13 protein-coding genes are annotated in these 12,441 nt (G+C 63.1%); 4 read left to right on the top strand and 9 right to left on the bottom strand.

Annotated elements, in window-relative coordinates; translation table 11 throughout:
- The first annotated feature begins 51 nt into the window (after positions 1 to 51).
- Both FGD77_RS15165 and FGD77_RS15160 read left to right on the top strand, forming a co-directional pair.
- The gene (locus FGD77_RS15165; RefSeq protein ID WP_255010990.1) at positions 52 to 840 is read left to right on the top strand and encodes an aspartate dehydrogenase; all 789 of its coding nucleotides are present in this window, start codon (positions 52 to 54) and stop codon (positions 838 to 840) included.
- Positions 841 to 843: 3 nt separating this feature from the next.
- On the top strand, positions 844 to 1,809 hold the full coding sequence (locus tag FGD77_RS15160; RefSeq protein WP_255010989.1) for a LysR family transcriptional regulator: 966 nt from the start codon (positions 844 to 846) through the stop codon (positions 1,807 to 1,809).
- Here FGD77_RS15160 and FGD77_RS15155 read toward each other — a convergent pair.
- The 9 genes from FGD77_RS15155 to dctP all read right to left on the bottom strand — a co-directional run bounded on the left by FGD77_RS15155 (position 1,773) and on the right by dctP (position 11,103).
- Entirely contained in the window at positions 1,773 to 3,059 is a 1,287-nt protein-coding gene (locus FGD77_RS15155; protein ID WP_255010988.1) for a TRAP transporter large permease, read from the bottom strand. The two genes, FGD77_RS15160 and FGD77_RS15155, sit on opposite strands and share 37 nt — an antisense overlap.
- The gene (locus tag FGD77_RS15150; protein ID WP_255010987.1) at positions 3,032 to 3,568 is read right to left on the bottom strand and encodes a TRAP transporter small permease subunit; all 537 of its coding nucleotides are present in this window, start codon (positions 3,566 to 3,568) and stop codon (positions 3,032 to 3,034) included. Before FGD77_RS15150 ends, FGD77_RS15155 begins: the two co-directional genes overlap by 28 nt.
- A 67-nt stretch (positions 3,569 to 3,635) precedes the next feature.
- A complete protein-coding gene (locus FGD77_RS15145) occupies positions 3,636 to 4,568 on the bottom strand; it encodes a TRAP transporter substrate-binding protein (RefSeq protein ID WP_255014254.1) in 933 nt (310 codons plus the stop codon).
- Between the two features lie 117 nt (positions 4,569 to 4,685).
- On the bottom strand, positions 4,686 to 5,228 hold the full coding sequence (locus FGD77_RS15140) for a 3-hydroxyanthranilate 3,4-dioxygenase (RefSeq protein WP_255010986.1): 543 nt from the start codon (positions 5,226 to 5,228) through the stop codon (positions 4,686 to 4,688).
- A 146-nt stretch (positions 5,229 to 5,374) separates the two neighbouring features.
- A complete protein-coding gene (locus tag FGD77_RS15135; protein WP_255010985.1) occupies positions 5,375 to 6,892 on the bottom strand; it encodes a malonyl-CoA synthase in 1,518 nt (505 codons plus the stop codon).
- Positions 6,893 to 6,912: 20 nt separating this feature from the next.
- Positions 6,913 to 8,154: a malonyl-CoA decarboxylase gene (locus FGD77_RS15130; protein WP_255010984.1), complete on the bottom strand. Its 1,242-nt coding sequence runs from the start codon at positions 8,152 to 8,154 to the stop codon at positions 6,913 to 6,915.
- Positions 8,151 to 9,467 (bottom strand): TRAP transporter large permease, encoded by a 1,317-nt coding sequence (locus FGD77_RS15125; RefSeq protein WP_255010983.1) that lies wholly within the window; start codon positions 9,465 to 9,467, stop codon positions 8,151 to 8,153. The genes FGD77_RS15130 and FGD77_RS15125 overlap by 4 nt, the downstream gene beginning before the upstream one ends.
- Positions 9,467 to 10,015 carry a TRAP transporter small permease gene (locus FGD77_RS15120; protein WP_255010982.1) on the bottom strand — a complete coding sequence of 183 codons (549 nt, stop codon included), beginning with the start codon at positions 10,013 to 10,015 and terminating at the stop codon, positions 9,467 to 9,469. The genes FGD77_RS15125 and FGD77_RS15120 overlap by 1 nt, the downstream gene beginning before the upstream one ends.
- 101 nt (positions 10,016 to 10,116) lie before the next feature.
- Entirely contained in the window at positions 10,117 to 11,103 is a 987-nt protein-coding gene (gene dctP, locus FGD77_RS15115; RefSeq protein ID WP_255010981.1) for a TRAP transporter substrate-binding protein DctP, read from the bottom strand.
- A 142-nt stretch (positions 11,104 to 11,245) separates the two neighbouring features.
- On the opposite strand from dctP, the gene FGD77_RS15110 reads away from it, so the two are divergent.
- Together FGD77_RS15110 and aroQ are read left to right on the top strand one after the other, a co-directional pair.
- Positions 11,246 to 11,902, top strand: a complete 657-nt coding sequence (locus tag FGD77_RS15110; protein ID WP_255014251.1) for a GntR family transcriptional regulator — start codon at positions 11,246 to 11,248, stop codon at positions 11,900 to 11,902.
- Positions 11,903 to 11,961: 59 nt separating this feature from the next.
- On the top strand, positions 11,962 to 12,402 hold the full coding sequence (gene aroQ / locus FGD77_RS15105) for a type II 3-dehydroquinate dehydratase (RefSeq protein WP_255010980.1): 441 nt from the start codon (positions 11,962 to 11,964) through the stop codon (positions 12,400 to 12,402).
- Positions 12,403 to 12,441 lie beyond the last annotated feature (39 nt).

The raw sequence follows: 12,441 nt of genomic DNA, 5'->3' as shown, positions 1-12,441 counted from the left end.
AACGGGGTTGAGCCTGCTAAAACCGGGGAACACCCAACGCAGGAGGCACACATGAGCGCAATCGGCATCATCGGACAGGGCGCAATCGCGCGCTATATCGCGCAGGCGTTGGCCGAAGATGGCACGCCGATCACTGCGGTGCTGGCAAGGCCGGGGCGCGAGGAGGTGGCGCGCATTGCCATTGGGGCCGAAGTGGTGGCAAACGCCACCGTCATGGCCACCTGCGCGGATGTGGTGATTGATTGCGCCGGGCATGCTGGATTGACCGCACATGGCGCGACGCTGCTGGGCGCGGGCTGCGAGGTGGTCACGTTATCGCTGGGTGCGCTGGCGGACCCAGTGTTGGTGGCGCAGATGAAAGACGCCGCGCGCGTCGGCGGGGGCACGCTGCGCCTTGCCTCGGGCGCCATCGGCGCGCTGGATGCGCTGTCGGCGGCGGCGGTCGGCGGGCTGGAGCACGTACGATACATCGGGATCAAGCCGCCCCATGGCTGGGCCGGATCACCTGCCGAAGAGGCGCTGGACCTTGCCACGCTGACCGCGCCCGCCACGCACTTTACCGGCACCGCGCGCGCCGCCGCGCTGGCCTATCCCAAGAACGCCAATGTCGCCGCCGCCGTGGCCCTGGCCGGCATCGGGTTCGACGCGACCGAGGTGCAGCTGATCGCGGATCCCGGCGCCACGCAGAACACCCACCGGATCGAGGCGCGCGGCGCTTTTGGCAGCTTTGATTTCACCATTTCGGGCAATGCCCTGCCGGACAATCCCAAATCCTCGGCCCTCGCCGCGATGAGCGCCGTGCGCGCGGCGCGCAATGGCGCCGCCTGGATGCGGTTCTAGGCCATGCAGGGACACGCGCAGATCACCAACCGCGTCATCAACCGGCTAAAGCTGAAGCAATTGCGCCTGCTGATCGCCGTCGGGCGACACCGCAGCATCCTGCATGCGGCGCGCGAATTGAACTTGTCGCAGCCCTCCGCGACCAAGGTGATCAAGGATCTGGAAATCGATTTCGACGTGCTGCTGTTCGAGCGCACCAATCGCGGGGTCATTCCCACGCCGGCGGGCGACGCGCTGATCCGGGGCGGGCAGCTGATATTCTCGCAGATCGGTACGACCGCGCAGGAACTGGAGGATATCGCCGGCGGCAATGCCGGGCGCATCGTTGTGGGCACTCTTCTGGCTGCCTCGGCGCAGTTGCTACCGCTGGCCATAGGGCAGGTTCTGGCGCAACGCCCGCACCTTGCAATCCGCGTGATTGAGGGCACGAACGAGGTGCTGATGCCCCGTCTGCGCGCGGGTGAACTGGATCTGGTCGTCGGGCGTCTGCCGGTGCTGCGCCACCGCGCCGACCTGACGCAGATGCCGCTGGGACAAGGCCGCGTTGCGCTGGTGGTGCGCGCAGGCCATCCCTTGCGGGGCAAGGATGCGCTGACATTCGACGCACTGCGCCCGTATGGCTGGGTCCTGCCCCCGCCCGACACGACGTTGCGTCGACAGATCGACCAGTATTTCGTCACAAAGGGTCAGTATGTGCCGCCGGTAATGGTTGAATCGGTCAGCTTCGTCACCAACCGGGGTTTGCTTGCGAGCAGCGACATGATCTGCGCCATGCCGGCCGAGGCCGCTGGTATCGCCGAAGGTGACGCATTGGTCGAACTGCCATTGCCCCTGCCCTTTGGCGATGGACCGGTCGGCGCGTCCTTTCGCAGCAGCACGTCGCTGCCGCCTGCTGCTGCCGCGCTGCTGGAGGCACTGCGCGACGTTGCGGATCAGTCGATCAACGCCAGCGACAACGCCGGGAAATAGCACAGCGCCAGCAGCACCAGCACCACAGCCAGAAGGAACGGCCAGAGCGCGGCAAAGATTGCCGCCGGCTTTACGCCGCTCATCGAGGCAGCGATATAAAGGCCCACGCCAACAGGCGGCGTCAACAGCCCCAACGCGAGGTTGATGCTGATCACGACGCCGAACTGGAACGGGCTGATGCCGTAATCACCGGTCGCGATAGGCAGTAGGATCGGCGTCACCAAAATCAACGCCGCGATCCCGTCGATCAACATGCCCACCAGCAAAAGCGCGCCCATCACGATCAGCAGGAACACGAACGGATCGGACGTGAAGGACGTGATCAGCGCGGCCAGCGTCTGGGGGATCGCCTCGTAAATGACGACCCAGCCAAAGACATTGGCGGCGGCGACCATGAAAATCACCATCGACGCGTTCTGCGCCGTGCGCCGGAACAGGGCATAGAGGTGCAAGGGCCGCAATTCGCCATAGACCAGCCAGCCCAGCAAAAACGCGATCAGCGATGCAACGGCGGCGCTTTCGGTTGGGGTGGCAATGCCCAGGACGATGCCGCCGATGATTGCCACCGGGATCAGCGTTGCCGGCAGCGCAGCGAGAACCGCGCGCATCGCGTCTGCCGCGCTCATCCATTCGCCCTTGGGGAACCGGGCCGCGAGGCCGATCAGCGTGACGACGACACAGAAACTGGCCGCCATCATCAGCCCGGGAATGATGCCGGCCAGAAACATGTCGCCTATGGGGACCTGCGCCAGAACGCCGTAGATCACGAACAGCATCGACGGCGGAATGACCGGCGCCAGCAATCCCCCCGCCGCCGTAGTGGCAGCGGCAAAACCGCGGTCATACCCCTCCTGCTCCATCGCCGGGACCATCGCGCGGCTCATCACCGCGATCTGGCTGACGGCTGAGCCGATGATCGCCGCCATGAACATATTGGCCAACAGGTTGATCCAGACCAACCCGCCGCGAAATCCGCCGACCAGAACGCGCGCGGCGTTCACCAGTCGCTTGGTCATGCCGCCCTCGTTCATCAGCTCGCCCGTCAGCATGAACAGCGGGATTGCCAGCAGGCCGTAGTTTTCGGTGCCGGCAAACATCTGCTGCGCGAAACTGTCAAACAGCACCGAATTGTCGCTCTGCCAGATATAGCTGAGCGCGGTCATCGCAAGCACGATGGAAATCGGCACCGCGCCGAACAGCAGCACAAGGAACAGCGCCGCCGTCACGGGGTGATCCGTTCGGGCGGCCATGGCCGCGTCAGGTTGGCAACGCCGTGCAAGGTCATGCCAAGCGCAAAAATGGGCATGACCAGCCAGAGCCAGAATTTGCGGATGTCCAGCGTCAGCGTTGGCTCGGCGTAGATGAAATTGAATGTCTCGCCCTGAAAGGCACCCGTATCAAACCCCGCGCGCAGCAGATCCAGCGGCAAAAACCAACGCCAGCAGAGCCACAGCATCAGCAGCGCAAAGATCAGGACGATCCCATCCACCGCCCGCTGCGCCACACGCGCCGCGCTGCCCGGCAGCATGTCGGTAAAAAGCGTTACACTGACCGAATGGCCAAAATGCACGGCGGCGGAGGCGGCCAGAAACGTCATCCACGTCATCGACATGATCGCCGCCTCGTCCACCCAGAAGATCGACGCGCTCAACGCGCGCGTGACCACGTTCAGCAGCACCAGACCGGTGATCGCCACGGCCAGCGCGGCGGCAGCGGCCATTTCGGCGCGCGCCCAAGCCTTTGAAATCCGATGCAGCACCCTGCCCCCGCAATGCAATCTGGCCGCCCGTCATTCGGGCGGCCAGTTAAATCAAGCCCGTCCCGGCTTACTCTGCCGAAGCGGCCGCCGCTTCGCGCATCTGACCCAGAACCGCCGACTGCTCGGACCAGATCTCGTCCCACTGGGCGGGGACGTCACCAAAGAAGGTGGCGTCGACCTCCATGAAGTTCGCGCCGGTATCGCGCACCTGCTCCAGCCATTCGCTGTCCTTGACGACAAAGGTTGCGACGACCTCGTCCAGCCGCGCCTTCATCAGTTTGGAAATCAGCGCGCGATCGTCTTCGGACATGCCCTTCCAGACCTTGGCCGAGACGAGGCCAACCATCGGGAACATCATGTGGTTCGATACGATGATCGTTTCGGCCTGCTCGTAATATTTCATCTTCCAGATCATTTCGGCATCCATGTCGATGGCGTTGACCTGTCCGTTGGCCAGCGCGTCATAGACGGCAGGCAGCGGCATGGGCGTAGGGGCGGCGCCCAGAAGGTTGTAGAAATCGAGGATCGGCTTGAACGGCGTGATCCGCAGCTTCTTGCCCTTGAGGTCGGCGGCGCTTTCCACCTTTCCCTTCGCCTCGATCTGGCGCAGGCCGGCCATGCCATAGCCGATGCCTACGACGCCGGCCTTGGCGGGCAGATCCTCCAGCATCGACGCGGCCAGATCCGATTGCAGGATGCGGCCCGCATGGCCGATATCATTGGCCAGGAACGGCGCGTAGAAGGCACCGAAATCGGGCACCCGGTTCGATACTTCGGCGACGGTCAGAAACGCCATGTCCAGCGCGCCGGTTTGCAGTTGCTGCATCATCTCGGCTTCGTTGCCGAGTTGCTGGGCGGGAAAAACGGTAATGGTATGCGCGCCATCGGTCGCTGCGGCCAGATCGGCGCCGAAATCCTCGGCGGCCTTGGTCCAGATATGCGAGGGCGGCGTGATCAGGCCAAGGCGCAGCTCATGTGCGCCCGCGACACCGGTCAGCATCAAGGTGGCAGCCGTAATCGCGGCAGGCAGTCTGGTCAGATATGTCATTGTTATCGGTCTCCTCCGGGTTGGTACATGCGCCCATCTTGCGGGGCGCTTGATCATGTCGTCGCGCGGCTAGAGTTTCACCCAGCCCTCGGGCGGCTCCTTGCCCGGATGCACGGCGGCGCAGGCCGGGCATGTGCGCGCCTTGATCGAGGCATAGAAGCGTTCATAGACAGGCGGCAGATCGTCCACAATGGATTTCAGCTGCATCTCGGCGCGGTGCACCAGCGCGCTGCACTCAAAGCAGTACCATTCGATCGCGTCCAGCTCGCCTGTCTGGCGTTTCGGCTCGATCACCAGACCGATGCTGCCCTCCTGTGGGCGCTGGGGTGAGTGGCGCACATGCGCCGGCAGAAGGAATACGTCACCCTCGCGGATCGCCACATCGTAGAAATCATCACCGTCTTTCAGCTTCAGCAGCATGTCGCCCTTCAACTGGTAAAAGAATTCCTCGACCGGATCATCATGGTAATCGGTGCGCTTGTTCGGGCCGCCGACGACGGTGACCATCATGTCGGAATCCTCGAACACCTTCTTGTTGCCGACGGGCGGTTTCAGCAGATGTTTGTGCTCGTCGATCCACTTGTCAAAGTTGAATGCTGCCAGTCTGCTCATGTCGCGTCCTCCGCTTGCGTCGCCAAGTGTCCATCCGGCAGTGCCACTTGGGCAAGCAGCCAGATTGAATGCCGCTATCGCGTCTGGTGATAGCAGCGCCGCCTGCGCCCAAGTTTTGCCCAAAGCGGCGCCGCGCGCAAGCGGACCTATTGGGTGGTGAACAGATCGCCGAACCGATCACGCAGGATGTTCTTTTGTACCTTGCCCATAGTGTTGCGCGGCAATTCGTCCAAGATGATCAGCTTGCGAGGATGCTTGAACCGTGCCAGCGCGGCGGCGGCGGCGGTCATGATCGCTTCCTTGTCGGGCGCCATGCCCGGCTCGGGCACCAGAACACCCACGACCGTTTCGCCGAAATCGGGATGCGGCACGCCGATCACGGCGCTTTCCAACACGCCGGGCTGGTCGTCCAGCACCAGCTCGATCTCCTTTGGGTAGATGTTGTAACCGCCCGAAATGATCAGATCCTTGCCGCGCCCGACAATCTGCACATAACCTTGGTCGTCGATCAGCCCCAGATCGCCGGTGATGAAAAACCCGTCTGCGCGCAGTTCTTCGGCCGTCTTTTCCGGCATCTGCCAATAGCCTTGAAACACGTTGGGGCCGCGTACTTCGATCTGGCCGACCTCGCCCTGTGGCAGCGCCGCGCCGGTCGCCGGGTCGCAGATCTTCAGCTCGACCCCCGGCAGCGCAAAGCCCACAGTGCCGGCGCGGCGGGCGCCGTCATAGGGGTTCGACGTGTTCATGTTCGTCTCGGTCATGCCGTAGCGCTCCAGAATCGCGTGGCCTGTGCGCGCGCTGAACCGGTCATGCGTTTCCGCCAGCAGCGGCGCGCTGCCCGACGTGAACAACCGCATGTGCCGCGTCGCCGCCGCATCAAAGCGCGGATCGTCCAGCAGGCGGGTATAAAAAGTCGGCACCCCCATCATGGTTGTCGCGCGTGGTAGCTGTGCCAGCACCGTATCAACATCGAATTTCGGCAGGAAAACCATCGCGCCGCCGGTCGCCAACGTCACATTGGTCGCTACGAACAGGCCGTGCGTGTGAAAGATCGGCAGCGCGTGCAGCAGCACGTCGGATTCGGTAAAGCGCCATTCGCGCACCAGCACCTCGGCATTGCTCAGCAGGTTTTCCTGGCTCAGCATCGCGCCCTTCGAGCGGCCCGTGGTGCCGGATGTATAGAGCAGCGCGGCCAGATCGTCGCCGCTGCGATCTGCCGTGGCAAACGTATCACCCTGCCCCGCCGCGCCCGCCATCAGGCTGCCGGTGCCATCGGCGTCCAGCGTGGCCAGTTGCGCACCCAAGCCAGCCGCGACCGGCGTCAGGCTGTCAATGGCGGCGCTGTCGCACACAACCAAGGCGGCGCCGGAATTCTCAACAAAATAAGTGACTTCGCTGGCCGTATAAGCCGTATTCAGCGGCAGGAAAACCACCCCAGCCTGCACACAGGCGGCATAAAGCGCCAGCGCCTCGGGCGATTTGGCCACCTGCGCGGCCAGCCTGTCACCCGGTTTCAGCCCCAAAGCGGCCAGATGCCCCGCAATGCGCGCGGCCTGCGCCAGAAACGCAGCGTAGCTGACTTCGCTGCCATCCGGCAGGATCAGGAACGGTGCCGGGTTGCCCGCATGGCGCCCGAAAAGCGTGTCATAAAGGGAGTTTGCCATGTCTCAGGCTCCTTTCAGCGTCATCTGGTCAGCATGGTCTGGGCGGCGGAGGCCTGCGCTTTGACGGCAGCCGACGCGGCCACGGTGCCATCCGTTGCAAAGGCCTCGTGCTGCTCGGCCGTGCGGCGCAGATCGTAGAGGTAATTCACCATCACACCGCCAGACTGCGTGCGGCCCTTTGGCGACAGATCGGCATCCTCGTGCAAGGCATGAACGATGGCGCCATTGCCCAGATGAAACCGCGCCACCGGATCGCGCGGGGCACCTCTGCCATCCTTGGCATTCAGCAGGTAATGCGCGGCAAGCGCGGACAAATCCCCCTGCCAGGCGCTAACATCAGCCTCCCGTATCCATTCCATGAGGCCCGGAATGGGCGACAGCGTGACAAAGCGTGCGATGCCCGGCAGTTCGGAGGCCAGATCGCCGGCCACCTGCTTGATCAGAGAATTGCCAAAGGAAATGCCGGCCAGCCCGGTCTGGCAGTTCGAGATGGAATAAAACACCGCCGTATCGGCAGAGCCCGCTTCCAGTTCTTCGCGCCCTTCGGTCAGCAGCGGCTGCACTGCGCCCGGTATGCCGCGCGTCAGCGCCACCTCGACAAAGATCAGTGGCTCGTCCGGCATCGCCGGGTGGAAAAAGGCAAAACAGCGCCGGTCCTCGGGCTGCACGCGGCGGCGCAGATCGTCCCAGCTGTCGATGGCATGAACGGCCTCGTAGGCGATGATCTTTTCCAGGATATCCGCCGGGGTTTGCCAGGTGATGCGGCGCAGCACCAGAAACCCGCGATTGAACCATGATCTGAACAGATGCCCGAAATCCAGATCCAGCGCCTCCAGTTCCGGCATCCCGCGCCCCAGACGCAGCAGATCTGCGCGCATTTCCACCAGCGCGCCGGTGGCGCCCTCGATCTGGTTGAGGCGGCGGATCAATTCCTGCCGGGGCGGCTCGCTGGCGGACAGGTAGGCGCGGTAGCTGGCGCGCGACGGTGCCTCCTCATAGGCGTTCAGCGCGCGGCGGGTGGCGGCAGGGTCGACGTTCATACGCTCGGCCAGATGCTGAAAAAACGCCAGCTTGGTCGCGTCATCCATCGCCTTGAATCGCGCCAGCACCTGCTCGGCCAGCATATGTCCCGACGTCTCGCCGTGCGTGGTGATCAGCGCATCGGCCAGTTCCTCGACCGGACGGCGGCTCCAGTCGCCAAGGCGCGCGGCGCCCAGCCCCCGCTCGAAAACGGCGGACAGCAGATCGGACAGGACCGTCATACCGCTGTTCCCATCACGTAATCGGGCAGCCACGTGGCGAGGCTGGGGAACAGGCACAGAAGGATGATCGCCAACACCATGCAGCCCACAAACGGCAGCGATCCCATCAGGATCGTCCGTAGTGAAATGTCGGGCGCGATGCCGTTGATAACGTATAGATTCAGGCCAACGGGCGGGCTGATCAGGCCGATTTCCATGTTGATCGTCAGCACCACGGCGAACCAGATCGGGTCAAAGCCCGCAATCGTGATGATCGGCATCAGGATCGGCGCGGCCATCAGGATCACCGCCACGGGGGGCAAAAAGAACCCGGCGACCAGCAGGAACACGTTGATCGCCCCCATCAGCACCCAGCGGTTGACGTCCAGCGTACCGATCCACTCCGCAATGCTCTGCGTGATGAAAAGACTGCTGAGCATGTAGGAAAACACGCCCGCCGCCGCGATGATGAACAGGATCATCACCGATTCCTTCGTGCTGTCGCGCAGGATCAGCCACAGGCCCGCAGGGCTCCAGAGTTTGTAGATCACCATGGCGATGACAACGCAAAGCAGCGCGCCGACGGCCGCCGTCTCGGACGGGGTCGCGATGCCGCCATACATGGCATAGAGCACACCGAGGATGATGATCAGGAACGGGATCACGCGGGGCAGGATCTCCAATTTTTGCTTCCACGTATAGCTGCCGGCCGTAAGCACCTGTGCGTTACCCGATTTCCATGTCGAGAAAAGCGCCCATGCCATGAACAGTGCGACCAGCAGCAGGCCAGGAATGACACCAGCCAGGAAAAGCCGCCCGATGGATGTTTCGGTCGCGATGCCATAGACGATCATCGTCACCGAGGGCGGGATCAGGATGCCCAGCGTCCCGCCCGCCGCGATGCTGCCCGCAGCGACGCCGTCGGGATAGCCCCGCTTGCGCATCTCGGGGATGCCCATCTTGCCGATTGCCGCGCAGGTCGCGGGACTGGATCCGGACATGGCAGCAAACAGCGCACAGGCCCCGAGGTTGGAAATCACCAGACCGCCGGGAATGCGTGTCAGCCACCGCTCCAGCGCCTCGTAAAGGTCGGCACCCGCCCGCGTGGACGCAATGGACGCGCCCATGATGATGAACATCGGGATGCTGAGCAGCGCAAAACTGTCCAGCTTGCCAAAGAAAATCTCGGGCATCAGTTCGAGGCTTCGCATCCCGTCGAACACCACCAGAAACCCGCCAGACACGATCAGCAGCCCCAGCGCCACCGACACGCCTGAAAACAGCACTGCAATCGTGCAAAACGCGACAAGCGCCCCCAGAACCAGTGGATCCATCAGCTATTCTCCAAACCAAAAGGCGCGTCGATCCGCAGGATCAGGGCGACGAGATCCGCAATCAGTTGCAGCAGCAACAGGCCAAAGCCGATGGGCAGCGACATGTAGGGAATCCACAGGCGCACCCCCCAGATCGTATCGGACCGCCAGCCGCGCTCCCACGCGTAATACCAGTAATCGAACCCGTACCACAGCATCACGGCGACAATCGCTGCACTGACGCTGAGCGTGAAACAGGCCATGAAAAATCGCGCGCGTGGCGGCAGCGCGATGGGGATCAGATCGACATTCACATGCCCGCGCAGGCGCTGTACATAGGGCAGCCCCATCAGTGTGGCGGCGATCATCAGGTAGACGACCATTTCGGTCTGCCAGATGGTCGAGTGGTTCAGAACTGCCCGCACAAAGATCATCTGACAGGTGATCCCCACCGCGACGACGATCATCGCCGCCGATATCCAGCCGGCAACGGTGGATATCGCGGCAACTGCGCGCAGAAAGGGGTTGTCCCCTGTCTTGGCGACGCGGTGGGTCACTTGTCCGGCCATGTCGGGTTCCTGTTCGAATTGGTAATTCGGTGCCATCGGGCAGCGCGCACTCGGGGTTTCGGTGTGGCAGGGGCGCAACTACCGCCCCTGCCCCGCGGCGATCAGTCGACCGATAACGCCATGTCCAGCAGTTCCTGCCCATTCGGCACGTTCTCGACAAAGTTCTTGTAGGACGTTTCCTTGGCGATCTCGCGCCACGCGTTGAAATCCTCCTGCGTCATGGTCGCGATCTCGACGCCGGCATCGCGGAACACCTGTACCGAATCCGCGTCTTCCTTCTTGGCTTCCTCCAGATAGAACGCCTCGGCCTTGGCGGACGCATCAAGCAGCGCCTGCTGCTGCTCGGGTGTCAGGCTTTCGAACTTGGATTTGTTCATCAGCAGGGGCTGATACATGAACCACAGCGCGACCTCGCCAGCGGGGGTGTAGCAGGCCACCTGCTCGTAAATGCGGTAGCTGACAAAGGACGAGGACGATGTGTTCGCGGCATTCAGAACGCCGGTCTGCATCGCGTTGTAGATATCCGCGCTGGACATCGACGCGATGGATGCGCCCGCGCCGGCCAGCATCTGCTCAAACGCCTTGCCGGCGGCGCGGGTCTGCAAACCCTCGACATCGGATGGCTTGGTGATGCATTTTTCCTTGCCCGCAAATCCGCCGGCCAGATAGCCGTGCACCAGCGTCATGACGTCATCCTCGGCCATCTTGGCCTCGATCGCGTCCATGAAGGGGCTGTCGTTCAGGCGCGCGGCGTGGTCGTGATTTTTCACCAGCCCCGGCATCAGCGTCAGGTTAAAGGCTGGCTGCTGGCCGCCCGCGTAGGACAGCGGAAAAACCGTCATGTCCAACTGGCCCCGGCTGAGCGGTTTGTACTGTTCGCGCGGCTTGAACAGGGATTTGGAACCGAAGATCTTGATCTCCAGATCCACATCGGCGGCCGCGACCTCGTCCGCGACGATCTGGGCAACCTTGTGACGCACGTCGTTGTTGGACCATTGGTGCGACAGGCGCAGTTCGGTTGCGGACGCGGCAGCGCCCATCGCGAGCAGGGCCGAGCCAGCGACGGCGGCCTTGAGCATGGATTTCATATCATATCCTCCCAGGATGTTTCATGGCCCGGTTGACCCGGAACGTGGCGTGCAGCGTGGCGCGAGGGTTTTTTTGAGTCAATCACTTTGTATACAAAACTTCGATCTTTGCATGCGCGCCCTTGCCGCCTATATTCGCCCCATGGAAAAGCGCCGCGCCGATCTGATCGCAGACGAGATAGAAGAGCTGATCTTCGGCGGCACCTTTGCCGATGGCGACCGGCTGGACGAACACGCGCTGGCCGACCGGTTCGGCGTGTCGCGCACCCCCATTCGCGAGGCGCTGCAAAAGCTGACATTGTCGGGACTGGTCACGCAGATCCCGCATCGCGGCGCCTTCGTGCATCAGCCCGGCCCGGTCGAGCTGATGGAGATGTTCGAGGTCATGGCCGAGCTCGAGGCCGCCGCCGGGCGCCTCGCCGCGCTGCGCATCAGCGATGCGGCGCTGGACGATCTGCGCCGCGCCAATGCTGAATGCCTGGCCGCCGTGACCGCGCAAGACACCGACGCCTATTATATTAAAAATGAACGGTTTCATCAAATCATCTATGCGCAATCCGGTAACAGCTTCCTAAGGGGTGAGGCGCTGCGCCTACATCGCCGCCTGCGCCCGTTTCGCCGCCAGCAGCTACGCCTGCGGGGTCGGTTGGCGCAGTCCATGGCCGAGCATGAAGGCATCGTTGCCGCATTGGAGAGCGGCGATGCGCCCGGCACGGCAGATCTGCTGCGCGCCCATGTCGCCGTTCAGGGCGAGAAATTTCACCACCTCATGTCCAGCCTCAGGCCAGCGGCCGAATAACGCCGTCCCTCGACAGCGCGCGCGCGACCGGTCTAAAACGATCCCAAAGGAGCCACCCCATGACCTCGATCCTGATCCTGAACGGGCCGAACCTGAACCTGCTGGGCACCCGCCAGCCCGAGGTTTACGGCCATGTTACCCTGTCCGATATCGAGGCGCTGTGCCGCGCCCATGGTACATCGCGCGGCGCCGATGTCACGTTCATGCAAAGCAACAGCGAGGGCATACTGATTGATGCCATCCACGACGCAAAGGGCGTGCATGATGGTATTGTTCTGAACGCCGGCGCCTACACCCATACATCCATCGCGCTGATGGATGCGATTTCGTCGGTGGAATTGCCGGTGGTTGAGCTGCATCTGTCGAATATCCACGCGCGCGAAGATTTTCGCCATGTCAGCTACATCGCCCGCGTGGCGCTGGGGGTGATCTGCGGCTTTGGCGCGGCGGGCTATCCGCTGGCGATGGACGCGCTGCTCGCGCATCTGGCGCAGCAATAAGCCTGCCTGCACCGGGCAATTTCAACGCATCGCCAAAAC

This window comes from Roseovarius sp. M141 (assembly GCF_024355225.1).
In the GTDB taxonomy this organism is placed as follows: Bacteria; Pseudomonadota; Alphaproteobacteria; order Rhodobacterales; family Rhodobacteraceae; genus Roseovarius.
The sequence above is the reverse complement of the archived record's forward strand: the minus strand, read 5'-3'. Positions and strand labels throughout refer to the sequence as shown.

Coding starts and splice junctions, on each gene's coding strand:
- FGD77_RS15165 (WP_255010990.1), top strand. CDS start 52: ATGAGCGCAATCGGCATCATCGGACAGGGCGCAATCGCGCGCTATATC.
- FGD77_RS15160 (WP_255010989.1), top strand. CDS start 844: ATGCAGGGACACGCGCAGATCACCAACCGCGTCATCAACCGGCTAAAG.
- FGD77_RS15155 (WP_255010988.1), bottom strand. CDS start 3,059: ATGGCCGCCCGAACGGATCACCCCGTGACGGCGGCGCTGTTCCTTGTG.
- FGD77_RS15145 (WP_255014254.1), bottom strand. CDS start 4,568: ATGCTGACCGGTGTCGCGGGCGCACATGAGCTGCGCCTTGGCCTGATC.
- FGD77_RS15140 (WP_255010986.1), bottom strand. CDS start 5,228: ATGAGCAGACTGGCAGCATTCAACTTTGACAAGTGGATCGACGAGCAC.
- FGD77_RS15135 (WP_255010985.1), bottom strand. CDS start 6,892: ATGGCAAACTCCCTTTATGACACGCTTTTCGGGCGCCATGCGGGCAAC.
- FGD77_RS15130 (WP_255010984.1), bottom strand. CDS start 8,154: ATGACGGTCCTGTCCGATCTGCTGTCCGCCGTTTTCGAGCGGGGGCTG.
- FGD77_RS15125 (WP_255010983.1), bottom strand. CDS start 9,467: ATGGATCCACTGGTTCTGGGGGCGCTTGTCGCGTTTTGCACGATTGCA.
- FGD77_RS15120 (WP_255010982.1), bottom strand. CDS start 10,015: ATGGCCGGACAAGTGACCCACCGCGTCGCCAAGACAGGGGACAACCCC.
- dctP (WP_255010981.1), bottom strand. CDS start 11,103: ATGAAATCCATGCTCAAGGCCGCCGTCGCTGGCTCGGCCCTGCTCGCG.
- FGD77_RS15110 (WP_255014251.1), top strand. CDS start 11,246: ATGGAAAAGCGCCGCGCCGATCTGATCGCAGACGAGATAGAAGAGCTG.
- aroQ (WP_255010980.1), top strand. CDS start 11,962: ATGACCTCGATCCTGATCCTGAACGGGCCGAACCTGAACCTGCTGGGC.